Below are 22,952 nucleotides of genomic sequence, written 5' to 3'. Positions count from 1 at the left end.
GCCGTCCCCGAAGCGGCGTGGCCGCCACGGACGCACGAGGGCCCGGCACCCCGCCGGGAAGGCGAGGTCCGGGCCCGCGTCAGCGCCGCGCGCGCCGGCGCCGTACGGCGATGACCGCCGCACCGAGCACGGCCAGCGGCGTCCACGCCACCACCAGCGGCGCGGGCGTGCGGCCCGCGACCAGCTCGGCGACGATGCCGAGGGCGCCGACCACCGCGTAGAACACGAGGATCCACTGCACGCGGCGCACAGCGCGTTGCTTCAGCCGGTCCCTGTCCATCGGCCGGTCACGCCCCCTCCGGGTCACCTCGCGCCGACAGCGGTGCCCTCGTCCGTCGGCGGCGGCGCCTCCTCGGGACCGGCCGGCGACGTGCCGCCCGGTGCGGCGCCGGCCGGTGCGGCGCCGGCCCCGGCCGCCTTGGTCGGCTGGTCCCCGTCGACGTAGTAGTCGGCGGTCAGGGTGCCGTCGATGCCGTCGGCGACCCGCGCCGCGCGCAGGAGCCAGGTGGCGGCCACCGCGACGACGATGTTGACGGCCACCGCGAGCAGCCCCGCGTAGACGGTGTACGAGGTGGACAGGCCCAGCTTCTCCAGCGGGAAGGCGGAGCCGGCGAAGTGCTTCTTGCCGGTGGCCGGGTTGGAGATGTTGTAGAGCATCGTCAGACCGGCGACGAGACCGGCCAGCAGGCCCGCGGTGAGCGCGTGCCGGTGGAACCAGCGCGTGTACAGGCCGAGGCCCACGGCGGGCAGCGTCTGCAGGATCAGCACACCGCCGATGAGCTGGAGGTCGACGGAGAACTGCGGGTCCAGGAAGACGATCACCACGACCGCGCCGACCTTCACGAGCAGCGAGACGATCTTGGAGACCCGCGCCTCGTCGGCGTCCGTCGCCCCCGGCTTGAAGAACTCCTTGTAGATGTTGCGGGTGAAGAGATTGCCCGCCGCGATGGACATGATGGCCGCGGGCACCAGGGCACCGATGCCGATGGCGGCGTACGCCACACCCGCGAACCAGTCCGGGAAGACGGTGTCGAACAGCTGGGGCACGACGGTGTTCGCGTTGGGCTTGCCGTTCTCGCCCGTCAGCGGCGTCACCCCGGCCGCGATCGCCATGTAGCCGAGCAGCGCGATCAGTCCGAGCAGCAGGCTGTAGACCGGCAGCGCGGCCATGTTCTTCTTGATCGCCTTGCGGCCCTGCGAGGCGAGGATGCCGGTCACCATGTGCGGATAGAGGAACAGCGCGAGCGCCGATCCCAACGCGATGGTCATGTACTGGAGTTGGCCGCCGCCCGAGAGCAGCAGCCCGTCGGCGGGGTTGGGCGACTCGGCGAACTTCTCCTCCGCCGCGCCGAAGATGCTCCCCCATCCGCCGAGCTTGGGCGGGATGTAGATCACCGCGACGATGATGACCAGGTACGTCAGGATGTCCTTGACGAACGCGATCAGCGCCGGGGCCCGCAGTCCCGAGTGGTACGTGTAGGCGGCGAGCACGAGGAAGGCGACCGTGATCGGCCAGTGCCCGGCGATGCCCATCGAGCGCAGCACCGCCTCGATGCCCACCAGCTGCAGGGCGATGTACGGCATGGTGGCGACGATGCCGGTGATCGCGACGAGCAGCGCGAGCAGCCGCGAGCCGTGCCGGACCCGTACGAAGTCGGCCGGCGTGACCAGGCCGTGCCGGTGGGAGACCGACCACAGGCGCAGCAGCACCAGGAAGACCAGCGGGTAGACGACGACCGTGTAGGGCAGGGCGAAGAAGCCCACCGCCCCGGCGCCGAACAGCAGGGCCGGGATGGCGACGAAGGTGTACGCCGTGTACAGGTCGCCGCCGATCAGGAACCAGGTGATCCAGGCGCCGAAGCTGCGGCCGCCCAGGCCCCACTCGTCCAGCGAGGCCAGCTCCTTGGGCCTGCGCCACCGGGAGGCGGCGAACCCCATGACGCTCACCAGGAGGAACAGCGAGACGAAGACGGTGATCTCGGTGACGTGCTCGCTCATCTCTTCCCCTTGGTCAGCTGGTAGACGGCGGTGGTCGCCGCCATGCTCAGCACGCCGAAGACGAGCTGGATCCAGTAGAAGGCGGGGAAGCCGAACAGACGCGGCTCATCGGCGTTGTACAGGAACGGGATCAGCGGAACCACGACGGCGACCAGCAGGATCCAGTGCCACCGACTGCGCTCCGAGGCGGGCGCGACGGTCGTGTCTTCCTTTTCCGGCGTTGACAAGAACTCTTCCTCTCCACGACTTCATCCCACGACGACCAGTGCGATGAGAGCCAGGTTCAGTGCCGTGATCACCACGGTGGCCCCGTACGCGGCCACCGTGGTGATCCGGCGGTTGACCAACTCCCCCATGAGGTCGGCCCGTCGGGCGAACCCGGCCAGCGGCCACAGCGCGAACGGAATGCCGAAGCTGAGGACCACTTGGGAGAGTACGAGTGCGAACCCGGGCTCGACACCGGTGGCGAGCACCGCGAAGGCGGGCACCAGAGTGACCCCCCGACGGACCATGACCGAGGTACGGCGGCCCAGGAAGCCCTCGAAGATGACCGCGCCCGCGTAGTTGCCCACGGCCGTGGAGGCGAACCCCGAGGCGAGCAGCGCCAGGGCGAAGATCACCGCCAGGGGCGTGCCCAGTTCGCGGGCGAAGCCGTCGTAGGCGCCCTGCAGGCTCTCCGCGTCGCCCGGCGTCAGCGTGGCGGCCGCGGCCACCAGCATCGACAGGTTGACGAGCCCGGCGAGTCCCATGGCGATGACGATGTCGAGCCGGGTGGCGCTCACCAGGGAGCGCCGCCGCGCGGGGTCCTGGAGCGCGGCGCCGTGGCGGTCGCGTACCAGGGCACCGTGCAGGTATATCGCGTGCGGCATGACGGTGGCGCCCAGGATGCCGACGGCGAGCAGCACCGTGTCGGTGCCGGCCAGGCGCGGGACGACACCGGCCGCGAGGGCGGCGAGGTCGGGTCCGGACACGATCGCGCTGTAGCAGAACCCGCCGACGACCACGAGCAGCATGCCCGCGATCACGGCCTGGAAGCGCTGGTAGCCGCCGCGTTGCTGGAGGGCCAGAACGATCCACGACACCAGTCCGGTGACCGCGCCGCCCAGGATCAGCGGCATGTCGAAGAGCAGGCCGAGGGCGACCGCGCCACCGATCAGTTCCGCGAGATCGGTGGCGACGGCGACCAGTTCCGCCTGGGCCCACAGGCCGAGGGCCACGGGGCGGCGGAACCGCGTTCTGCACAGCTCCGCGAGGGTGGCGCCGGTGGCGATGGTGACCTTCGCCGCGAGGTACTGCACGAGCATCGCGATGACGTTCGCCACCACCACGACCCAGACGAGCAGATAGGCGTAACGGCCGCCCGACGTCACGTTCGTGGCGACGTTCCCCGGGTCGACGTAGGCCACGGCCGCGACGAAGGCGGGCCCGAGCAGCAGCAGCGGCGAGGGGGCCCCCGGCGTGCGCGGCCGGGCGGCCTCCCTGACCGACTCACCCTTCTGCCTCATGGTTCGACGACACCGATCCAGAGCGACAGCGTGACGACGGCCACGGCGGTGGAGACGACGACCGCGGCCGCGGCCTCCTGCACGTACGTACGGGCCTGCTGGGCCAGCACGTAGGCCGTCGCCGCGTTGGGCATGCCGGCGAGGATGACGCTCGCGGCGGCCCACAGCGGGGGCATCGGGAACACCACGGTGACGAGGAACAGCGCCAGCAGGGGCATGCCCACCGTCTTGACGACGACCGCGAAGCCCACCTCGGCCACGCCGACCGACCCGTCCCGCATCCCGCTCACCGCCTTGCGCAGGGTCAGGCCCACCGCGAACAGGGCACCCGGCGCGGCCGCGCCGGCCAGCAGATCGATCGTGTCGTGCACCGGCCGGGCCAGGCCCAGGCCCGAGAGCGAGAAGGCGAGGCCCGCGACCACCGACAGGAAGACGGGGTTGAGCAGTACCTTCTTGGCGATCTCGCGCCCGATGCCGGGCTTCCGGTCGGTGCTCAGCATGGCGCCCGGGCCGTCCCTGCGCGGCGCCTTGGCGTCGAGCAGGGTGTGGACGGCCGGATAGCAGACCATGTTGAACATGTTGTGGATCAGCTGGCCGATGGCGGCCGGGAGTGCCGCCTGCGGCCCCAGCGCCGCGAGCAGCAGGGGCACTCCCATGTACGCGACGTTCCCGTAGCCCGCCATCAGCCCGAGGGTGAAGGCGACCTTGGTGTCCCGCCGGAAGATCCCGCGGGCGCCCGCCATGGCGACGAGATAGGACACCACGATCGACACCAGTGCCACCACGACGAACTGCCAGGGCACCCCCTCGGACAGGTCCGCCTTCGCGACCGCGAGGAAGAGCAGGGCCGGCAGGGCGATCCAGTAGACGAAGTCGTTGACCGCCTGTGCCGTGTTTCCTTGGAACACCCTGAACGCGCTCGCGCCGTAACCGATCGCCACGATGGCGAACAGCGGCACGATCGCGTTCAGGATCGCGCTCAGTTCCACTGGGTCATCAGCCCTCGGACCTGACCACGGCCTTGGCGCGGGCTGTCGCCGCGTCGGCGGCGGAGCCCTGCTCCTGGAGGACCTCGAGGGCGGTCTTCTGGACGTCGTCGAGCCGCACGAAGTCCGCGTAGAAATCGTGGACCTGGCGGACGATTTCCTCGAACCGGGCGCGCTTGCGCTCGTAGAGGTCCTTCTCCATATAGTTCTTGATCCGGTCGCAGACCGCCGCGAGGAATTTCTCGTCGGAGACGATCTCCTCGGGCATTCCGGCGTTGCCGAGGATCTGGCCGACGGTCACCGGGAAGAGGCCGATCGGGTTGAGGAAGTACTCGACCTCGCGGGTCACGCCGAGGTAGTCGGGCACGTTGACGATGCCGGCGTTCTCGGTCTGGGTGAGCAGGCCGCTGATCGGACGGTAGACGTTGGGCAGGGCCATGAAGACCCGCTCCGCCAGGTGCGCGACCTCGGAGAGCTTCTTGCTGTCGAGGGTGCGGCCGCCGACGGTGATCCGGCGGTCGGCGAAGATGTGGCTCATGACCTCGACGTTGGCGAGGCCGGCCCGGTTGCCGAAGCCCGCGACGCCGCCCTCGACCATGCTGAAGCCGTTGAAGACGGAGGCGAGGGAATTGGCGAGGCCGAGCCCGATGTCGTCGTGGGCGTGGAGGTAGAAGGTCACGTCCGGGTTGTCGCGGACCAGGTTGGCCGCGAGGATTCCGGTGGCGTGCGGCAGCAGCGTGCCGATGGAGTCGTTGACGCGCACCAGATTGATGCCGAGCCGGCGCACGCGCTCGATCTGCTCGTTGATGAACGCATAGCGCTCTTCGTCGATCTCGTGCGAGAAGGCGTTGAGAATGCTGGACCGGAAAGAGCCGACGCCGATGCTGGTCAGCTTCTCGTGAGCACGCTCGAGGAGTCGTTCCTCCTGCTTGTACTCGACCATTCCGAGCGAGACCTGGATGCGCGAGAGGTATTCGCGCGGCACGACCTTGAGCGCCTCGGAGAGCGGTTCCCAGGTCTTGAGGGTCAGGTTGAAGACGAACTGTGTGTCCTCGGGTATGCGACCGAGGAGGTACTTCGAATCGAGAACGCGTCGCAGAAAGGCCGGCTCGGTGAGTCCGGAGCCCAGGTCGATATCGCGGATGCCCGCGTTCGCCAGCGCCTCGATCAGCTGTAACTTGAGGTCGTCGTCAGCGCCGAAGAGAGCCCTTTCGCCGCCCTCTCGCATGGTTTCGTCGGAAAGTCCCGTGAGGTTGAAGTCGGAGTATCGCGGCTGGTGGTCGGCGGGCATGTGCAGAGCCATGAACGAGGTTCTCCTCTGTGAGGTTGCGCTGCGTTTCCATCCACTGAGCTGAGCCTTCGGAACCGGGCCGGAACCGAAGGTTTTCCGCCATACAGATCTCACTTTTCGCCCCGGCGATGTTCTCGCCGCCGATGGACGCTAACGAGCCCGCTCTCGGCCAGTCAACCCCCTTCCCAGCAGGCGAACGACCCTCTCGGAAAACCCTCTTGACAAACCTCGCCTCATACGTAAAGAACCGAACCCGCAGGCAGCGAGAGCGGACAAAGTGATCATTCGGTGTGAGCGCTTGCGCTACGCACGGGTAACCTGCCAAATTTCGTCCACCCCTACGCACGTCACAGAGAGAATTGGAGCCGCGGAAATGTCCGCTCCGTCCGAAAACGGAAATCCGGCACCCACGTTCACGGTGAGACGTCTCTTGGCCATCTTCTGCCTGGCCGCGCCGTTCGCCGGGATCCTGTGGGTGAGTTCGTACGCGCGCACCACGCCGACTCTGCTCGGCATCCCGTTCTTCTACTGGTACCAGATGCTCTGGATTCCGGTCGCCGCCGGGCTCACCGCCCTCGCCCTCGTACTGCTGCGCCGTGACCGGCGGACCGACAGCGAAGGAACGCCGCGATGAACCAAGGAATAAACGGCGTCGCGCTCGCCGTTTTCGGATTGCTCTTCGCTGTCGTAACGGTCCTGGGTTTCCTGGCGGCCCGCTGGCGCCGCGTGGAGAACTCGAGCAACCTCGACGAGTGGGGCCTGGGCGGGCGGAGCTTCGGTACCTGGATCACCTGGTTCCTGCTCGGCGGCGACCTCTACACCGCGTACACCTTCGTGGCCATTCCGGCGGCCATCTACGCCGCCGGGGCGGCCGGCTTCTTCGCCATCCCGTACTCGATCCTCGCCTTCCCGGTGGCCTTCGTCTTCCTGCCGCGCCTGTGGTCCGTCTCCCACCGCAAGGGCTACGTCACGGCGTCCGACTTCGTGCGCGGGCGCTTCGGCTCCAAAGGTCTGTCGCTGGCCGTCGCGCTCACCGGCATCCTCGCCACGATGCCGTACGTCGCCCTCCAGCTGGTGGGGATCCAGGCCGTCCTCGACGTCATGGGAGTCGGCGGCGACGCGCACACCCACTGGTTCGTCAAGGACCTGCCGCTGCTGATCGCCTTCGGCGTGCTGGCCGCCTACACCTACTCGTCCGGGCTTCGCGCGCCGGCACTGATCGCCTTCGTGAAGGACGTGCTCATCTACGTCGTCATCGTGGTCGCGGTCATCTACATCCCCATCAAGCTCGGCGGCTTCGCCGAGATCTTCGACAAGGCGGAGGCCGCCTTCAGCGAGCCCAACCCCGCGACCGGCAAACCCCGCGGCCAGCTGGTGACCGGACCGCAGAGCCAGTGGGCCTACGCCACCCTGGCGCTGGGCTCGGCACTCGCGCTGTTCATGTATCCGCACTCCATCACGGCCACCCTCTCCTCGCGCGGACGCGAGGTGATCCGCCGCAACGCCACGATCCTGCCGCTGTACTCGGTGCTCCTCGGCTTCCTCGCCCTGCTCGGCTTCATGGCGATCGCCGCGGGCGTCAACGTGCAGAACGCCCAGCTGGCGATCCCCCAGCTCTTCGAGGACATGTTCCCCGACTGGTTCGCCGGCCTGGCCTTCGCCGCCATCGGCATCGGCGCGCTGGTCCCGGCCGCCATCATGTCCATCGGCGCGGCGAACCTGTTCACGCGCAACGTCTACAAGGACTTCCTCAAGCCGGACGCCACACCCGAGCAGGAGCACAAGGTCTCCAAGATCGTCTCGCTCCTGGTGAAGGTCGGCGCCCTGGTCTTCATCCTCACCATGGACAAGACCGTCGCCATCAACTTCCAGCTCCTCGGCGGGATCTGGATGCTCCAGACGATGCCCGCACTGGTGGTCGGCCTGTTCACCCGCTGGTTCCACCGCTGGGCCCTGCTCGCCGGCTGGGCCGCCGGCATGATCTACGGCACGGTGGCGGCGTACGGAGTCGCCAGCCCCACCCAGAAGCACTTCGGCGGCTCCTCCGCCGAGATCCCGGGCATCGGCGAGGTCGGCTACATCGGCCTCACCGCCTTCGTCCTCAACCTCCTCGTCACCGTCGTCCTCACCTTCGTCCTGAGGGCCGTCAAGGCGCCCGAGGGCGTCGACGAGACGGAGCCCGGCGACTACACCGCCGACGCGGGCGACAAGGGCGTCGTGACCGAGCTGCCGAAGGTGGGCGCCGGGCACTGACCCGGAGCGCGCAGTCGGGTCGTACGACACACATCGTTGCAGGACTTGGGTCGTACGACACAACATGTGGGGGGTGCCACGAGAGGCGCCCCCCACATGTATGCTCGTGCTCGCTGTCGCCGCAGGGGAATCCGGTGGAAATCCGGAACTGTCCCGCAACGGTGTACTTCATGCGCTTCCGTACGAAGTGAGTCCGAAGACCTGCCGACAGTGCGCCCGGTCCGTCCGTACCGGGTGCCACAGACGTCCGGGCCTCGCGGAGTGGGCCGGTGGACGCGGCGCCGCCGTGCCTACGGCGCGCCGTCTCCCGCCTCCCCCGCCCTGGCCCCGAGCCGAGCCGAGGGAGAGCCCCCACCGTGACCATCGCGCCCGCCGATCCGGCCTCAGTCACCCCGTCCGAGACGGCGAACGACGGCCCCGGGACCGCGCTGCTGCGCACCCTGACCGATCTCACCGCCGACCTCCCGGACACCGACCCCGGCCGGGTCGCCGCCGCCGCGCTGCGCGGCCGGCACGCCGGCTCGGACGAGGCGGAGCTGCGCGAACTGGCCACCGAGGCCGCCGCCGGCCTGATCGCGGAGGACCCCGCGTACTCCCGGCTGGCCGCCCGGCTGCTCACCCTCACCATCGCCGAAGAGGCCGCGGGCCAGGGCGCGGTGTCCTTCTCCGCCTCCGTGGCCGTCGGCCACCGCGAGGGCCTGATCGCCGACCGCACCGCCGGCTTCGTCACCCTGCACGCCACCCGGCTCGACGCGACGATCGACCCGGCCGCCGACGACCGCTTCGGCTACTTCGGCCTGCGCACCCTCTACTCCCGCTACCTGCTGCGCCACCCGATCACCCGCAAGGTGATCGAGACCCCCCAGCACTTCATGCTCCGCGTCGCCTGCGGCCTCGCCGAGGACGACAGCACCCGCGCCGTGGACGAGGTGGCCGCGCTCTACGGGCTGATGAGCCGGCTCGACTACCTGCCCTCCTCCCCCACCCTCTTCAACTCCGGCACCCGCCACCCGCAGATGTCCTCCTGCTACCTGCTGGACTCCCCGCAGGACGAGCTGGACTCCATCTACGACCGCTACCACCAGGTGGCGCGCCTGTCGAAGCACGCGGGCGGCATCGGCCTGTCGTACTCCCGCATCCGAGCCCGCGGTTCGCTGATCCGCGGCACCAACGGCCACTCCAACGGCATCGTCCCGTTCCTGAAGACCCTCGACGCCTCCGTCGCCGCCGTGAACCAGGGCGGCCGCCGCAAGGGCGCCGCCGCCGTCTACCTGGAGACCTGGCACGCGGACATCGAGGAGTTCCTGGAGCTCCGCGACAACACCGGCGAGGACGCCCGCCGCACCCACAACCTCAACCTGGCCCACTGGATCCCGGACGAGTTCATGCGCCGGGTCAACGCGGACGCCGAGTGGTCGCTGTTCTCCCCGGCCGACGTGCCCGAGCTGGTCGACCTCTACGGCGACGAGTTCGACGCCGCGTACCGCAAGGCCGAGGCGGCGGGCCTGGCCCGCAAGACCATGCCGGCCCGCGACCTGTACGGCCGGATGATGCGGACCCTCGCGCAGACCGGCAACGGCTGGATGACCTTCAAGGACGCCTCCAACCGGACCGCGAACCAGACCGCCGAGCCCGGCACCGTCGTGCACTCCTCGAACCTCTGCACCGAGATCATCGAGGTCACCAACGACGGCGAGACGGCCGTGTGCAACCTCGGCTCCGTCAACCTCGGCGCGTTCGTCGCCGGTGCGGACATCGACTGGGAGCGGCTCGACGAGACCGTCCGCACCGCCGTCACCTTCCTCGACCGGGTCGTCGACATCAACTTCTACCCGACCGAGCAGGCCGGCCGCTCCAACGCCCGCTGGCGCCCGGTGGGCCTGGGCGCGATGGGCCTCCAGGACGTCTTCTTCAAGCTGAAGCTGCCCTTCGACTCGCCCGCCGCCCGCGCGCTGTCCACGAAGATCGCCGAGCGGATCATGCTCGCCGCGTACGAGGCCTCCGCCGACCTCGCCGAGCGCAGCGGCCCGCTGCCCGCCTGGGAGCAGACCCGCACCGCCCGGGGCGTCCTGCACCCGGACCACTACGACGTGGAGCTGAACTGGCCCGAGCGCTGGGCCGCGCTGCGCGAGCGGATCGCCGCCGTCGGCATGCGCAACAGCCTGCTCCTCGCCATCGCCCCGACCGCGACGATCGCCTCGATCGCCGGCGTCTACGAGTGCATCGAGCCGCAGGTCTCCAACCTGTTCAAGCGCGAGACGCTGTCCGGGGAGTTCCTCCAGGTCAACGCCTACCTGGTCGACGAGCTGAAGCGGCTCGGCGTGTGGGACGCGCAGACCCGCGAGGCGCTGCGCGACGCCAACGGCTCGGTGCAGGGCTTCGCCTGGGTGCCGGCGGAGGTCCGCGAGCTGTACCGCACGGCCTGGGAGATCCCGCAGCGCGGCCTCATCGACATGGCGGCGGCCCGCACCCCGTTCCTCGACCAGTCGCAGTCCCTGAACCTGTTCCTGGAGACGCCGACCATCGGCAAGCTGTCGTCGATGTACGCGTACGCCTGGAAGCAGGGCCTGAAGACCACGTACTACCTGCGCTCCCGCCCGGCGACCCGGATCGCCCGCGCCGCCCAGGCCACCACCATCCCCGTCCAGCAGGCGACGCCGGACGCCGACGCCCTCGCCTGCTCCCTTGAGAACCCCGAGTCCTGCGAGGCCTGCCAGTAATGACCGTTGAGAAGAACCTGCTCGACCCGGGCTTCGAGCTGACCCTGCGTCCGATGCGCTACCCGGACTTCTACGAGCGCTACCGCGACGCCATCAAGAACACCTGGACCGTCGAGGAGGTCGACCTCCACTCCGACGTCGCCGACCTCACCAAGCTCACGCCGGGCGAGCAGCACATGATCGGCCGGCTGGTCGCCTTCTTCGCGACCGGCGACTCGATCGTGGCGAACAACCTGGTGCTGACGCTCTACAAGCACATCAACTCCCCGGAGGCGCGCCTCTACCTCTCGCGCCAGCTCTTCGAGGAGGCCGTGCACGTCCAGTTCTATCTGACGCTGCTCGACACCTATCTGCCCGACCCGGACGACCGGGCCGCCGCGTTCGCCGCCGTCGAGAACATCCCCTCCATCCGCGAGAAGGCGCAGTTCTGCTTCACGTGGATGGACTCGGTCGAGAAGATCGACCGCCTGGAGACCCAGGCCGACCGCCGCCGCTTCCTGCTCAACCTGATCTGCTTCGCCGCCTGCATCGAGGGCCTGTTCTTCTACGGCGCCTTCGCCTACGTGTACTGGTTCCGCTCCCGCGGGCTGCTGCACGGCCTGGCGACGGGGACGAACTGGGTCTTCCGGGACGAGACGATGCACATGAACTTCGCCTTCGAGGTCGTGGACACCGTCCGCAAGGAGGAGCCGGAGCTCTTCGACGCCCAACTGGAGCAGCAGGTCACCGACATGCTGAAGGAGGCCGTCGAGGCGGAGCTCCAGTTCGGCCGCGACCTGTGCGGTGACGGCCTGCCGGGCATGAACACCGAGTCGATGCGCGCCTACCTCCAGTGCGTCGCCGACCAGCGCCTGACCCGCCTGGGCTTCGCCCCGGTGTACGGCTCGGAGAACCCGTTCGGGTTCATGGAGCTCCAGGGCGTCCAGGAGCTGACCAACTTCTTCGAGCGCCGGCCGTCGGCGTACCAGGTGGCGGTCGAGGGCTCGGTGGACCTGGACGAGGACTTCTGACCCCGTGACACGGATCCCGTCCCCGGACCGCGGGGGCCGCACGCGGACGCGACTTCGGGCGGGCGCCGCGGCCCTGTTGGTCGTCGCCTCGGGGCTCGGGGTCCGTGCCGTGGGTTCGGGGCCCGTCGCCGCGTACGCGGGGGACGCGCTCTACACGGTGCTGGTCCTGACCCTGGTGGTGCTGCTCGCGCCCCGGGTCAGGCCGGGGGCGGCGGCCGTCACCGCGTTCGGCTTCAGCTGCGCGGTGGAGCTGTTCCAGCTGACCGGTGTCCCGGCGGAGCTCGCCGTGCGCGGCACGGTGGCACGGCTGGTGTTCGGTACGACGTTCAACGCGCCCGACCTGTTCTGGTACGCGGTCGGCGCGGTGTCCGGCTGGGCCGTCCACCGCGCCGTACGGACGCGCGGTCGCGCGGGTCAGTCGTTCGGCACGACCGGGTAGCGCGGGGTGCCCTCGGCCATCTGCCGCAGGGCGTCCTTGCGGTCGCGCTTGGACAGCTTGTCGATGTAGAGGAAGCCGTAGAGGTGGTCCGTCTCGTGCTGGAGGCACCGGGCGAAGTAGCCGGTGCCGCGGACCTTGATGTCGTTGCCGTGCATGTCCTTGCCGTGCACCTCGGCGTAGTCCGGGCGGGCCAGCGAGGCGTACGCGGTGGGCACCGAGAGGCAGCCCTCGTTGGAGTCGTCGAGGTGGCGGCGGTCGGCCGGCAGGTCCTGCAGGACCGGGTTGACCACGTGGCCGACGTGCCGGACGCCCTCGTCGTCCATGCAGTCGTAGACGAAGACCTTCAGGTCCACGCCGATCTGGTTCGCGGCGAGGCCGACGCCCTCGGCGGTGCGCTGGCTGGCGAACATGTCGTCGATCAGCTGGGCGAGCTTCTCGTCGAACTCGGTGACGTCCTTGCACTCCCGGTGGAGCACGGGGTTGCCGACGACCGTGATCGGACGGGAGGTGCCCCGCTCGCGGTGGGCGAGCTCACGCGCCTCGCAGTCCTCCGTGTCCACGACGAAGCCGTCGTTGATCTGCTCGTCCGTCTCCTGCTGCGCCATGTCCGGCTGCGCCTTCCTGAAAACCCGATTCCGTCGGAGGACAGCCTACGGGCCGAAGCGCACCCGACTCAGCAGACCTCTTCCAGATCGCGCCACTCACGGCTGTCCGGACTGTCGGCGACCCAGCCGTCGAGCAGCCCGCGGACCAGGCCCGCGGGGGCGGCGATGCCGCACTCGCGCTCGGGCACCCACAGCTCGCCGGGCGAGCGGTGGCCGAGCGGCCCGGGGTGGCCCGGCTCGCTGTGGTCGTGGGGGTCCAGGTGCTCGCCCTCGCCCTCGGCGCTGGGCATCGTCGACTCGGAGCAGGCCCGGCACAGCAGCCGCACGGAGGACGACCAGTCCTCGGCGGCGAAGCCCGCGTCGGCGGCGAGCTGCTCCAGGGCGTCCCGGTCGGCCTCGGTGGCGGCCTCCAGGAGGACCACCCAGGTCGGCACCGGCGAGGGCGCCCACAGCTCGATCTCGTCGAAGACGGGATAGGACGGCCCGGCGCTGGTGGTCCGCTCGCCGTTGGGCACCCCGTCGTGCAGGACGACCTCGCCCCAGCGGCGGCCCGAGGACGGCAGCGGGATGGACAGCACCTCGATCCGGGCGGGGTCGAGCCGGCGGCCCCACACGACCTCGGCCTCGCCCTCCGGGGAGAGCCGCACGGCCGCGCTGCCCAGCTCCATGCCGGCGGGCTCGCCCGTGCCGGAGGCGGCGCCGGGGACCTTGAGTCCGTAGGCCTGCCAGGCGCGGCGGGCCAGCGGCCAGTCCTGCAGGGCGGTGGCGGCGATGCCGACGTTCCACCAGTCGGGGGCGCCGGTCTCCTTGTCGAGCAGCGCGACGGCCCGCAGCCCGGCGGCCCGGGCCTGCTCCCAGTCGTGCCGGAACTTGTGCAGCAGGGCCAGGTTGAACCAGGACTCGGAGAGCCAGGGCTCCAGGTCCGCCGCGCGCGTGAGCAGTGCGCCCGCGTCCTCGTACCGGCCGTCGCCGATCAGCGTGAACGCGCGGTCGGTGGCCTGCCGCCACGAGGCGGAGGGCCGATGCCGTACCTTCCCGAAGATCCTCACGATTCCCGCCTGCCGGTCGCTTCACCCTCTTGTTCGCATCCAACCATGCCCGGTCGGACGCGCGCTCATTACCCATGGGTTACCCCGGAGGAGCAGGGGCGACGCCGCCCCGCGCCAGAACGCGGGCGAGGGATTCCACGACCTCGGGGTGGTAGTCGCGGGCGGTGCCCAGACGGAGGTGTTCCAGGGCGTCGAGGCCGCCGCCCGCGCTGCCGGCGGCGAGGTCGTCGTAGGCGTTGACGGCCCGGACGATCCGGGCGGGCAGGGGCTGCTCGCGGTACGGGTCGGCCTGCCTCTCGACGACGACGGCGACGGCCGCCGGGACGCCCGTCTGGCGGACCACGGCGCCGCCGAGCAGGGCGATCCTGCGCTGCTCGTCGGCGGGCAGCAGGGCGGTGGCGCCGCCGGGGACCGGGTCGACCAGGGAGAGCTGTCCGATGTCGTGCATGAGCGCCGCGTATTCGAGGACGGCGAGCTTGTGCCCGGACAGGCCGAGCTCCCGGCCCACGGCCCGGCTGAGCGCGGCGACCCGGCGGGCGTGGCCGGGCGGGGTGCAGCCGGCCACCTCGGTGGCGCGGGCGAGGGAGGCGATGGTCTCCCGGTTGGTGGTGCGCACGGCCGCGTAGCGGCGGAAGGAGACCTGGGCGAGCAGCAGGGGTACGGCGAAGACGGGCAGCGCCCACAGTCCGGCGGCGGCCACGCCGAGGGCCATGACGGCTCCGGTGGCGCAGACGGCGGAGCCGATGCCGAGCAGGGCGCGCAGCTCGTCGCGGAGCAGCGGGCCGTAGGGGACGGGGGTGCCCGCGGTGCGGGGCGGTGCGCCGCGGGCCGCTTCGCGGGCGCGGTGCAGGAGGGCGGCGAGGACGGCGTCGCACAGGGCGGTGAGGAGGAGCAGCAGGAGCAGGAAGAGGGCGTAGGACGGGCCCTGGCCGAGGTGGGCGGTGAGGGTGCCCGCGTTGTAGAGGGGCTGGAAGCACAGGGCGGCGAAGCCGACGGTGAGGATGCGCCGGGCCATGTGGTCGAGGTGGGGGCCGCGGCCCCGGGCCACGTGGGGCACCGCCCCGGCGAGTCCGGCCGTGACGACGACGGCGATGGTCTGGAGGACGCCGTGGGTGGTGGTCTCGCCGCCGTTCTGGCCGAGCAGGGCGTAGCCGAGGGAGCCGGCGGTGGCGAGCGGGGCGGGTTCCCGGTCGTCGGGCGGGGCGCCGCGGCGGGTGAGCTCGCCGAGGGCGATGAGGAGGCCGAAGGCGACGGCGTTCCCGGACTCGTCGAGGCCGTGCCAGAGGGTGGCGGCGAGGGCGGTGAGGGTGAGCAGCAGGGCGGCCGCGTGGACGGCGCCGACGGTGACACGGCCGGCCGTCACGCGCGGTCCTGCGGCCGGGCGGGTGTGGTGGGCGTGGGCTTACGGGCCGGGGTGCCGGATGCGGATGCGGGCGCGGGCTTACGGGCCGGGGTGCCGGATGCGGATGCGGGCGCGGGTTCACGGGCCGGGGTGCCGGGCGGGTGTTCCCGCGAGGGCAGGGCGGTGGACGCGGGTGCCGGTGCGGGCCGGGCGGTGGGGGTGCGGGCGGCCGGGGTGCGCGGGGCCGGGACGGCGGTCTCGTCGGCGGTGACCTCGGTCTGCCAGCCGTGCCGGCGCAGCGCCCGGCCGAGCGCGGCGACCATGCGCGGGTCGAAATGGCTGCCGGCGCACCGCTCCAGTTCGGCGAGGGCGGTCCCGACGGGGCGGGCCCGGCTGTAGGAGCGGGTGGAGGTCATGGCGTCGAAGGCGTCGGCGACGGCCACCACGCGCGCGTACTCGGGGATCTGGTGGCCCTTGAGGCCGTACGGGTAGCCGGTGCCGTCCATGCGCTCGTGGTGGTGGAGGATCGCGGTGCGGGCCTCGTCGAGGAAGGCGATGCCGCGGACCATCTCGTGGCCGTACTCGGGATGGAGCTCGATGATCCGGCGCTCCTCGGGAGTGAGCGGCCCGTCCTTGCGGAGCACCCGGGTGGGCACGCCCAGCTTGCCGATGTCGTGGAGGATGCCGGCGAAGCGGACGACCTCCAGGCGGGGCTCCTCCATGCCGAGCTCGCGGGCGATCAGGACGGAGGCGCGGCCGACGCGTTCGCTGTGGCCGCGCGTGTAGCGGTCCTTGATGTCGACGGCCTGGACGAGGGCCCGGATGGTGGCCTGGTGGGCGGCGCGTTCCCGGTGGTACTGGGCGAAGCCCCAGCAGGAGATGTACATGGGCAGCAGGACGAAGAGCGCGGCGACCGGTCCGTAACTGCTGCGCCACAGCACGGCGGTCATCAGTCCGGCGAGCCCGTGCACGGTGTGCGGGGCGAGCGCCCGGCCGAGCAGTCCGCGCCAGGCGGCCCGCACGGGGAACGCCTCGGCGGTGGCGCGGATGCCGCCGTCGAGGGCGGTGAGCACCAGGCAGAAGGTGAGGGCGGTGGCGGCGGTCGGCAGCAGCACGTACGGAAAGTCGGGGGTGTCGGGTCCGCGGCCGAGGGCGCCGGGGCACTGGAGGAACTGCCCGACGTGGGCGGCGGCCCAGACCGCGAGGGCGAGTCGCGCGGCCCGCCAGGCCCGGCGCGCGGCGCCGGGAGGCTGCTCGACGGGGGCGAGGACGGCCCCGGGCAGGGCGGTGAGGGCGGCGGCGGAGGGCGGCAGCAGCAGCGCGGCGGCGAGCAGGACCGCGAAGAAGGAGCCGGGCCCGGGGGCCGGGCCCTCGGCGGGGCCGCCGAGCGCCCGGGCGGCGCGGCGGCAGCGGGCCGGCAGTTCGCAGACCGCGTAGAGGGCGGCGAGCAGCGCCACGCCGCGCCAGGGGGTCTGCGCGCCCGGGAGCACGGCGGGCAGGGTGCTCGCGGCGGCGGCGAGCAGGGCACAGCAGATCAGGACGCGTGCCGATCGCGGGACCACCATCACGACTGCCACGCTAGCGAGGCGCGGGCGGCGGAGCGGCCGGGCGGGGCCGATTCGCACCATCGGGTGATACAAGCCGATAGGCAGACCGACCGGCGGACCGAAGGACAGACCGACCGGCGGAAGGCGGGCCGGACGGCGGACCGGGCGCGGAAAAGCCGGGAGCCGGGCGAGGATCTCGCCCGGCTCCCGGTCACGTGGGTGTCGCCGCGCCGGCTACTGCTCCTGTGAGGCGGCGGGAGCGGCGGTGATGTCCTGCTCGGGCACGTCGTGCCCGGAGCGGATCAGATCGATCCGTCCCATCACCTTGGCACGCAGGTCGACGGGGACGTCGTCGCTGCCGCAGCAGCGCTTCACCAGCTTCTTCACGGCCTGTTCGAGGCCGTACTTCTCCAGGCACGGGGAGCACTCCTCGAAGTGCACCTCGAACTTGGTGCATTCACCGTCGGGCATCTCTCGGTCGAGGAACTCGTAGAGATGGTCCAGGACCTCTGAGCAGTCCGTCTCGTGCGGGTCTCCGCAGCTCATGAGCCCGAGCCTTTCAGATCGTGCGTCGACTCTCCGGCGCCCGCCGGTACCAGCCCGCGCTCACGGGCGTAGTCCTCGAGCATGCCGCGCAGCTGGCGGCGACCCCGGTGCAGCCGGGACATCACCGTACCGATGGGTGTCCCCATGATGTCCGCGATCTCCTTGTACGCAAAGCCCTCTACGTCGGCGAGATAGACGGCGATGCGGAACTCCTCGGGAATCGCCTGCAGCGCTTCCTTCACGTCCGAGTCCGGCAGGTGGTCGAGGGCCTGCGACTCCGCCGAACGCAGTCCGGTCGACATGTGCGACTCGGCGCGGGCGAGCTGCCAGTCCTCGATCTCCTCGGCAGCGGAGCGCTGGGGCTCGCGCTGCTTCTTGCGGTACGAGTTGATGAAGGTGTTGGTGAGGATGCGGTACAGCCACGCCTTGAGGTTCGTGCCCTCGCGGAACTGGTGGAAGGATCCGTACGCCTTGGCGTAGGTCTCCTGCACCAGGTCCTCCGCGTCGGCGGGGTTGCGCGTCATGCGCAGCGCGGCCGAGTACATCTGGTCGAGGTAGCCGAGGGCGTCCCGCTCGAAGCGCGCGTTGCGCTCCTCGGTCGTCTCCTCGGGGCCGTCGTCGGTCCCTGTGTCGGTCCCAGTGACCGGACCCACCTCCTCCAGCGCTGCGGCGAACCCGAACGCGGACCCGCTCGCTTCGGAGGATAGACGAGGAACCGCTCCGCCCGCCGCCCGAATAGGGGTGGCCTTGGGCCCGGGCAGCACCGTCCAGTCGAGGTCAGCGGCCTGCGGGCGCTCCGGGCAGATGGTCGAACCCATGCGACGGACTCCCTCTTCCTTGCTCTCAAACACCGATGTCCGTCACAACAGCGGTCCTGCGCCCCGCATTCCCGGGGCGGGCTGCCGGTCAGCGCAGTGCCGCGATCCACTCGGCGACCTCGCGGACGATCAGGTCCACGGCCTCGTCCTGGCCGATCGGGGCGCGCTTGGGCACGGCGAAGCCGTGGTCGCCGTGCGGGACCTCCACCAGCGCGTACGGGCCGGCCGGGAACTCGTCGGGCCGGCCGAAGGGGTCGTTGCCGCCCTGCACGACGAGGGTGGGGACGCCCGCGCCGAGGAGTTCGTCGGCGCGGGACTTCTCGGGCCGGCCCGGCGGGTGCAGCGGGAAGCTCAGGGCGAGCACGGCGCTCGCGCCGAGCTCGCGGGCGGTGCGGCAGGCGACCCGGGCGCCGGCGCTGCGGCCGCCGGAGATCACCGGCAGGCCGGGGGCGGCGAGCGCGGGCCACAGGCCGCGCCAGCCGGTGTCCAGGGTCTTCGGGGCGGGGGCGACCTTCTTGCCGGCGACCCGCCAGGGCTGCTCGACCAGGGCCACGCTCACGCCCTCGGCGGGCAGCGCGGCGGCCAGGGCCCGCAGGTCGCGGGCCTCGATGCCGCCGCCCGCGCCGTGGCTCACGGCGAGCACGGTCCACGGCTTCCTCGCGGCGTGCCAGGTGATCCGGGCGTCCCCGGCGTCGGTCGGAACGATCTCGCTCTTCGTCACGTCCCCATCCTGCCGCGCGGGACCACCGGATCCCGGTCCTGCCGCGCGGGACCACCGGCTCCCCATCCGGCCGCGCGAGCCCCCGGCTCCCCGCCCGGCCCCGCGAGGCCCCCGGGTCCCCGTCCTGCCGCGCCGCAGGCTCGGCGCCCCGGACGCGGCTTCAGAACAGCGTGGCCTCCTCCGGGCCGTCCAGCTCCTTCAGGAGCTCGGGCCCGTTGTTCCGTACGTTGCTGACCGCCGTCGCCACCGGGTAGGCCCGCATCAGGCCCTCCGGCGGCGGGGCGAGCAGCGCGCGCAGCTCCTCCACGTCGGTGCGGGACGGGTCGAGCCAGGCGTCCCAGCGGTCGGGGGTGAGCATCAGCGGCATCCGGGGGTGGATGTCGGCGAGCGAGCGCGGCCCCTCGGCGGGGGCGACGCCGAGCGGGCCGGTCTCCGCGTCCGTGGTGAGCACCGAGCAGGTCACCCACCAGGCCCGCGGATGGTCGTCCGGGAGGGTCCGGTCGCGCCAGAACTCGTAGAGTCCGGCCATGGCGAACACGGAGCCGTCGGCCGGGGTAACGAAGTACGGCTGCTTGCGGGGCCGCTTGCGCTTCCCCTCGACCTCCAGCTCCCGTTCGCCGGTGCCGGTCACCCACTCGTAGTAGCCGTCGGCGGGCAGGATGCAGCGGCGGGTCGCGAAGGCCCGCTTGAAGGAGGGCTTCTCGTGCACGGTCTCCGCCCGTGCGTTGATCATCCGGGCGGCGCCCTCCGGGCTCTTCGCCCAGGACGGGACGAGTCCCCACTTCAGGGTGCGCATCTGCCGAACCGGCCGGGGCGATTCCGCGTCTTTGAGAGGGCGCTCCAGGATCGCGTGGACCTCCTTGGTCGGGGCCACGTTCCAGTCGGGGGCGAGGGTCTCCTCGGGCTCCCACTTCTCGACCTCGAAGACGTCCACGAGGTCCTCGGGCCGTCGGCTCGCTGCATACCGTCCGCACATACGTGCCACGATGCCACGTCCCACCCGTCACCCGACCGCACTACCGAGGAGCCCGTGCCCACCATGACCGAAGTCCTCGGCACCCAGCCCGCGTCCGATCTGTGGATCGTGATCGCCACGGGGGTGGCCGCCGTCGCCGCGGTCCTGCCCCGCCCGATGTGGCGGCTGTCCCGGAACGCGATCACCATCGCGCACGAAGGCGGCCACGGTCTGGTCGCGCTGGTGACCGGCCGGCGGTTGCAGTCGATCCGGCTGCACTCGGACACCAGCGGCCTCACCGTCTCGCGGGGCCGCCCGACCGGCCTCGGCATGATCCTGACGGCCGCGGCCGGCTACACCGCCGCCCCGCTGCTCGGCCTCGGCGGCGCCGCGCTCCTCGGTTCCCGCCACGTCACGCTGCTGCTGTGGCTGGCCACGGCGCTGCTGATCGCGATGCTGGTGATGGTCCGCAACGCGTACGGGATCTTCACGGTGCTGCTCACGGGCGCGCTGTTCCTGCTCGTCTCCTGGCTGACCGGGCCGGACGTGCAGTCCGTGTTCGCGTACGCGGTGGTCTGGTTCCTGCTCCTCGGCGGGGTGCGGCCGGCGTTCGAACTGCAGGTGAAGCGCCGTCACGGCGGGGCCGGGGACTCCGACGCCGACCAGCTCTCCCGGCTCACCCACGTGCCGGCGGCCCTGTGGCTGTTCTTCTTCCACGCGGTGTCCCTGTCGGCCCTGATCGGCGGCTTCCGCTGGCTCGTCCGGTGGTGACACCCCCGTAAAGTGAGGGCATGACCGAAAGCTCCGCGCAGCCCGATCCGCTCACCGGCCTCTGGCCCGCCCCGTACGCGGGCGGCCCCGTCGACGCCACCGTCACCGTGCCGGGATCCAAGTCGGTCACCAACCGGGCCCTGGTGCTCGCGGCGCTGGCCGCCGAGCCGGGCTGGCTGCGCCGGCCGCTGCGCTCGCGCGACACCCTGCTGATGGCGGAGGCGCTGCGCACCCTGGGCGTGAAGATCGAGGAGGGCATGGGCCCCGACGGCACGGGCGAGGCCTGGCGGGTCATCCCGGCCGGGCTGCGCGGCCCGGCGACCGTCGACGTCGGCAACGCGGGCACGGTCATGCGCTTCCTGCCGCCGGTCGCGGCCCTCGCCGACGGGCCGGTCCGCTTCGACGGCGACCCGCGCTCCCACGAGCGCCCGCTGCACGGGGTGATCGACGCGCTGCGCGCGCTCGGCGCCCGGATCGACGACGACGGGCGCGGCGCGCTGCCGATGACCGTGCACGGCGGCGGCGGTGTGGAGGGCGGTGTCGTGGAGATCGACGCCTCCTCGTCGTCCCAGTTCGTCAGCGCCCTGCTGCTGTCCGGCGCCCGCTTCAACCACGGTGTGGAGGTGCGGCACGTCGGCGACCGGCTGCCCTCGCTGCCGCACATCCGGATGACGGTCGACATGCTGCGGGCGGTCGGCGCGCAGATCGACGAGCCGGAGCACGGCGGGCAGCCGAACGTGTGGCGGGTGGCGCCCTCCGCGCTGCTCGGGCGCGACCTGGTGGTGGAGCCGGACCTGTCGAACGCCCAGCCGTTCCTGGCGGCCGCGCTGGTCACCGGTGGCCGGGTCACGGTGCCGGACTGGCCGGCCAGGACCACCCAGCCCGGTGACGCGCTGCGGGAGATCTTCACCGAGATGGGTGGCTCCTGCGAGCTGACCGACGAGGGTCTGACCTTCACCGGCGGCGGCCGGATCCACGGCATCGACGTCGACCTCGGTGAGGTCGGCGAGCTCACTCCCGGCATCGCCGCCGTGGCGGCCCTGGCCGACTCGCCCTCGACGCTGCGGGGCGTGGCGCACCTGCGGCTCCACGAGACGGACCGGCTCGCCGCCCTGACGAAGGAGATCAACGGGCTCGGCGGAGACGTCACGGAGACCGAGGACGGCCTGCGCATCCGGCCGCGCCCGCTGCGCGGCGGCGTCTTCCACACGTACCACGACCACCGGATGGCAACCGCCGGCGCGATCATCGGCCTCGCCGTCGACGGCGTGGAGATCGAGAACGTGAAGACGACCGAGAAGACCTTGCCCGACTTCCCGAGGATGTGGACCGAAATGCTCGGAGTCTGAGCCATGCGGCGTTACGGGAAGCACACCGACGAGGACGACATCCGCCAGCGGCCCAACCGCAAGGGCAACCGCCCCCGTACGACGATCCGTCCCAAGCACGAGGACGCCGTCGAGGGCATGGTCCTCACCGTCGACCGCGGCCGGCTGACGTGTCTGGTCGGGGACCGGGTCGTCATGGCGATGAAGGCGCGCGAGCTGGGCCGCAAGGCCGCCGTGGTCGGTGACCGGGTGTCCCTGGTGGGCGACCTGTCCGGTGAGAAGGACACGCTGGCGCGGATCGTGCGGATCGGCGAGCGCAGTTCGGTGCTGCGGCGCACGGCCGACGACGACGACCCGTACGAGCGGGTGGTGGTGGCCAACGCCGACCAGCTGGCGATCGTGACCGCGCTCGCCGACCCCGAGCCGCGCCCGCGCCTGATCGACCGCTGTCTGGTCGCGGCCTTCGACGGCGGGCTCGACCCCTTCCTGGTGCTGACGAAGTCGGACCTGGCGCCGCCGGAGAAGATCCTGGAGCTGTACGGCGCCCTGGACATCCCGTACGTGGTGGTGAACCGCGAGGAGCTGTACGACGGCGGGGCGGCGGACCGGGTGCGGGAGCACCTGGGCGACCGGGTGACCGCGTTCGTGGGGCACTCGGGCGTGGGCAAGACGACGCTGGTGAACGCGCTGGTGCCCGAGGAGCGGCGGCGGATCACCGGTCATGTGAACGCGGTGACCGGCCGTGGCCGGCACACCACGACCTCGGCGCTCGCGCTGCCGCTGGACAAGACGGACGGCTGGGTCATCGACACGCCGGGCGTGCGCTCCTTCGGCCTGCACCACGTCGACCCGTCCCGGGTGATCCACGCCTTCCCCGACCTGGAGCCGGGCACGGAGGAGTGCCCGCGCGCGTGCAGCCACGACGAGCCGGACTGCGCGCTCGACGCCTGGGTCGCGGCGGGGCACGCGGATCCGGCCCGGCTGTACTCGCTGCGCCGGCTGCTCGCGACGCGCGAGCGCCGCGAGGGCGACTGACGGGGGACGGCCGACCGGGGGCGGGTGTGCGGT

At 71.6% G+C, this 22,952-nt stretch carries 22 protein-coding genes and 1 riboswitch; of the genes, 8 read left to right on the top strand and 14 right to left on the bottom strand.

What is annotated here, in order from left to right; translation table 11 throughout:
- Window positions 1-79: 79 nt before the first annotated feature.
- From ABTZ91_RS07015 to ABTZ91_RS06990, 6 genes are read right to left on the bottom strand one after another with little or no spacing between them, the layout of a single operon-like run.
- Entirely contained in the window at window positions 80-250 is a 171-nt protein-coding gene (locus ABTZ91_RS07015) for a hypothetical protein (RefSeq protein ID WP_352076105.1), read from the bottom strand.
- 53 nt (window positions 251-303) lie between these two features.
- Window positions 304-1,998 carry a monocarboxylate uptake permease MctP gene (mctP, locus tag ABTZ91_RS07010; RefSeq protein ID WP_352076104.1) on the bottom strand — a complete coding sequence of 565 codons (1,695 nt, stop codon included), beginning with the start codon at window positions 1,996-1,998 and terminating at the stop codon, window positions 304-306.
- On the bottom strand, window positions 1,995-2,225 hold the full coding sequence (locus ABTZ91_RS07005) for a DUF3311 domain-containing protein (protein WP_352076103.1): 231 nt from the start codon (window positions 2,223-2,225) through the stop codon (window positions 1,995-1,997). The genes mctP (ABTZ91_RS07010) and ABTZ91_RS07005 overlap by 4 nt, the downstream gene beginning before the upstream one ends.
- Before the next feature lie 21 nt (window positions 2,226-2,246).
- Window positions 2,247-3,503: an Nramp family divalent metal transporter gene (locus ABTZ91_RS07000; RefSeq protein WP_352076102.1), complete on the bottom strand. Its 1,257-nt coding sequence runs from the start codon at window positions 3,501-3,503 to the stop codon at window positions 2,247-2,249.
- Window positions 3,500-4,492 carry an AEC family transporter gene (locus ABTZ91_RS06995; protein WP_352076101.1) on the bottom strand — a complete coding sequence of 331 codons (993 nt, stop codon included), beginning with the start codon at window positions 4,490-4,492 and terminating at the stop codon, window positions 3,500-3,502. Before ABTZ91_RS06995 ends, ABTZ91_RS07000 begins: the two co-directional genes overlap by 4 nt.
- 7 nt (window positions 4,493-4,499) lie before the next feature.
- On the bottom strand, window positions 4,500-5,792 hold the full coding sequence (locus ABTZ91_RS06990) for a hypothetical protein (protein WP_352076100.1): 1,293 nt from the start codon (window positions 5,790-5,792) through the stop codon (window positions 4,500-4,502).
- 406 nt (window positions 5,793-6,198) lie between these two features.
- Here ABTZ91_RS06990 and ABTZ91_RS06985 point away from each other — a divergent pair, with 406 nt between their 5' ends.
- The 5 genes from ABTZ91_RS06985 to ABTZ91_RS06965 all read left to right on the top strand — a co-directional run bounded on the left by ABTZ91_RS06985 (window position 6,199) and on the right by ABTZ91_RS06965 (window position 12,202).
- The gene (locus ABTZ91_RS06985) at window positions 6,199-6,414 is read left to right on the top strand and encodes a DUF3311 domain-containing protein (protein WP_352076099.1); all 216 of its coding nucleotides are present in this window, start codon (window positions 6,199-6,201) and stop codon (window positions 6,412-6,414) included.
- Window positions 6,411-8,033 (top strand): monocarboxylate uptake permease MctP, encoded by a 1,623-nt coding sequence (mctP, locus tag ABTZ91_RS06980; RefSeq protein WP_352076098.1) that lies wholly within the window; start codon window positions 6,411-6,413, stop codon window positions 8,031-8,033. The genes ABTZ91_RS06985 and mctP (ABTZ91_RS06980) overlap by 4 nt, the downstream gene beginning before the upstream one ends.
- Before the next feature lie 87 nt (window positions 8,034-8,120).
- Window positions 8,121-8,257, top strand: a riboswitch (cobalamin riboswitch).
- 132 nt (window positions 8,258-8,389) lie between these two features.
- The gene (locus ABTZ91_RS06975; protein ID WP_352076097.1) at window positions 8,390-10,753 is read left to right on the top strand and encodes a ribonucleoside-diphosphate reductase subunit alpha; all 2,364 of its coding nucleotides are present in this window, start codon (window positions 8,390-8,392) and stop codon (window positions 10,751-10,753) included.
- Window positions 10,753-11,763, top strand: a complete 1,011-nt coding sequence (locus ABTZ91_RS06970) for a ribonucleotide-diphosphate reductase subunit beta (RefSeq protein WP_352076096.1) — start codon at window positions 10,753-10,755, stop codon at window positions 11,761-11,763. The genes ABTZ91_RS06975 and ABTZ91_RS06970 overlap by 1 nt, the downstream gene beginning before the upstream one ends.
- Window positions 11,764-11,872: 109 nt before the next feature.
- A complete protein-coding gene (locus ABTZ91_RS06965) occupies window positions 11,873-12,202 on the top strand; it encodes a DUF2809 domain-containing protein (RefSeq protein ID WP_352076095.1) in 330 nt (109 codons plus the stop codon).
- Here the strand turns inward: ABTZ91_RS06965 and def are convergent.
- From def to ABTZ91_RS06925, 8 genes are all read right to left on the bottom strand, one after another.
- Window positions 12,178-12,807, bottom strand: a complete 630-nt coding sequence (gene def, locus ABTZ91_RS06960) for a peptide deformylase (RefSeq protein WP_352076094.1) — start codon at window positions 12,805-12,807, stop codon at window positions 12,178-12,180. The two genes, ABTZ91_RS06965 and def, sit on opposite strands and share 25 nt — an antisense overlap.
- Before the next feature lie 68 nt (window positions 12,808-12,875).
- Window positions 12,876-13,856 (bottom strand): hypothetical protein, encoded by a 981-nt coding sequence (locus ABTZ91_RS06955; RefSeq protein ID WP_345485738.1) that lies wholly within the window; start codon window positions 13,854-13,856, stop codon window positions 12,876-12,878.
- A gap of 79 nt (window positions 13,857-13,935) precedes the next feature.
- Window positions 13,936-15,219, bottom strand: a complete 1,284-nt coding sequence (locus ABTZ91_RS06950; protein ID WP_352076093.1) for an HD domain-containing protein — start codon at window positions 15,217-15,219, stop codon at window positions 13,936-13,938.
- Window positions 15,216-16,763, bottom strand: a complete 1,548-nt coding sequence (locus tag ABTZ91_RS06945) for an HD-GYP domain-containing protein (protein ID WP_407077920.1) — start codon at window positions 16,761-16,763, stop codon at window positions 15,216-15,218. The genes ABTZ91_RS06950 and ABTZ91_RS06945 overlap by 4 nt, the downstream gene beginning before the upstream one ends.
- A 216-nt stretch (window positions 16,764-16,979) precedes the next feature.
- Window positions 16,980-17,291 (bottom strand): mycothiol system anti-sigma-R factor, encoded by a 312-nt coding sequence (gene rsrA, locus ABTZ91_RS06940; RefSeq protein WP_352076091.1) that lies wholly within the window; start codon window positions 17,289-17,291, stop codon window positions 16,980-16,982.
- Window positions 17,288-17,944, bottom strand: a complete 657-nt coding sequence (locus ABTZ91_RS06935; RefSeq protein WP_345485741.1) for a sigma-70 family RNA polymerase sigma factor — start codon at window positions 17,942-17,944, stop codon at window positions 17,288-17,290. The genes rsrA and ABTZ91_RS06935 overlap by 4 nt, the downstream gene beginning before the upstream one ends.
- A 253-nt stretch (window positions 17,945-18,197) precedes the next feature.
- On the bottom strand, window positions 18,198-18,830 hold the full coding sequence (locus tag ABTZ91_RS06930; protein WP_352076090.1) for an alpha/beta family hydrolase: 633 nt from the start codon (window positions 18,828-18,830) through the stop codon (window positions 18,198-18,200).
- A gap of 160 nt (window positions 18,831-18,990) precedes the next feature.
- Window positions 18,991-19,806: an SOS response-associated peptidase gene (locus ABTZ91_RS06925; protein ID WP_352076089.1), complete on the bottom strand. Its 816-nt coding sequence runs from the start codon at window positions 19,804-19,806 to the stop codon at window positions 18,991-18,993.
- Window positions 19,807-19,869: 63 nt separating this feature from the next.
- Between ABTZ91_RS06925 and ABTZ91_RS06920 the strand changes: the two genes are divergently transcribed.
- Genes ABTZ91_RS06920 through rsgA form a run of 3 tightly spaced genes read left to right on the top strand, consistent with a single transcriptional unit; the run spans window position 19,870 to window position 22,919 of the window.
- Window positions 19,870-20,556, top strand: coding sequence for a M50 family metallopeptidase (locus tag ABTZ91_RS06920; RefSeq protein ID WP_352076088.1), 687 nt, complete (start codon window positions 19,870-19,872; stop codon window positions 20,554-20,556).
- A 20-nt stretch (window positions 20,557-20,576) separates the two neighbouring features.
- Complete coding sequence (aroA, locus tag ABTZ91_RS06915; protein ID WP_352076087.1) at window positions 20,577-21,905, top strand: 3-phosphoshikimate 1-carboxyvinyltransferase; 1,329 nt, start codon at window positions 20,577-20,579, stop codon at window positions 21,903-21,905.
- 3 nt (window positions 21,906-21,908) lie between these two features.
- Window positions 21,909-22,919, top strand: coding sequence for a ribosome small subunit-dependent GTPase A (rsgA, locus tag ABTZ91_RS06910; protein WP_352076086.1), 1,011 nt, complete (start codon window positions 21,909-21,911; stop codon window positions 22,917-22,919).
- Window positions 22,920-22,952: the final 33 nt, after the last annotated feature.

The organism is Streptomyces sp. NPDC126499 (assembly GCF_040302485.1).
In the GTDB taxonomy this organism is placed as follows: Bacteria; Actinomycetota; Actinomycetes; order Streptomycetales; family Streptomycetaceae; genus Streptomyces.
The sequence above is the reverse complement of the archived record's forward strand: the minus strand, read 5'-3'. Positions and strand labels throughout refer to the sequence as shown.

What these genes read in the sequence shown, in the direction of transcription:
- ABTZ91_RS06990 (WP_352076100.1), bottom strand. Translation starts at nt 5,792, where the DNA reads ATGGCTCTGCACATGCCCGCCGACCACCAGCCGCGATACTCCGACTTC.
- def (WP_352076094.1), bottom strand. Translation starts at nt 12,807, where the DNA reads ATGGCGCAGCAGGAGACGGACGAGCAGATCAACGACGGCTTCGTCGTG.
- rsrA (WP_352076091.1), bottom strand. Translation starts at nt 17,291, where the DNA reads ATGAGCTGCGGAGACCCGCACGAGACGGACTGCTCAGAGGTCCTGGAC.
- mctP (WP_352076098.1), top strand. Translation starts at nt 6,411, where the DNA reads ATGAACCAAGGAATAAACGGCGTCGCGCTCGCCGTTTTCGGATTGCTC.
- mctP (WP_352076104.1), bottom strand. Translation starts at nt 1,998, where the DNA reads ATGAGCGAGCACGTCACCGAGATCACCGTCTTCGTCTCGCTGTTCCTC.
- ABTZ91_RS06920 (WP_352076088.1), top strand. Translation starts at nt 19,870, where the DNA reads ATGACCGAAGTCCTCGGCACCCAGCCCGCGTCCGATCTGTGGATCGTG.
- ABTZ91_RS06925 (WP_352076089.1), bottom strand. Translation starts at nt 19,806, where the DNA reads ATGTGCGGACGGTATGCAGCGAGCCGACGGCCCGAGGACCTCGTGGAC.
- ABTZ91_RS06970 (WP_352076096.1), top strand. Translation starts at nt 10,753, where the DNA reads ATGACCGTTGAGAAGAACCTGCTCGACCCGGGCTTCGAGCTGACCCTG.
- ABTZ91_RS06945 (WP_407077920.1), bottom strand. Translation starts at nt 16,763, where the DNA reads ATGGTGGTCCCGCGATCGGCACGCGTCCTGATCTGCTGTGCCCTGCTC.
- ABTZ91_RS07000 (WP_352076102.1), bottom strand. Translation starts at nt 3,503, where the DNA reads ATGAGGCAGAAGGGTGAGTCGGTCAGGGAGGCCGCCCGGCCGCGCACG.
- aroA (WP_352076087.1), top strand. Translation starts at nt 20,577, where the DNA reads ATGACCGAAAGCTCCGCGCAGCCCGATCCGCTCACCGGCCTCTGGCCC.
- rsgA (WP_352076086.1), top strand. Translation starts at nt 21,909, where the DNA reads ATGCGGCGTTACGGGAAGCACACCGACGAGGACGACATCCGCCAGCGG.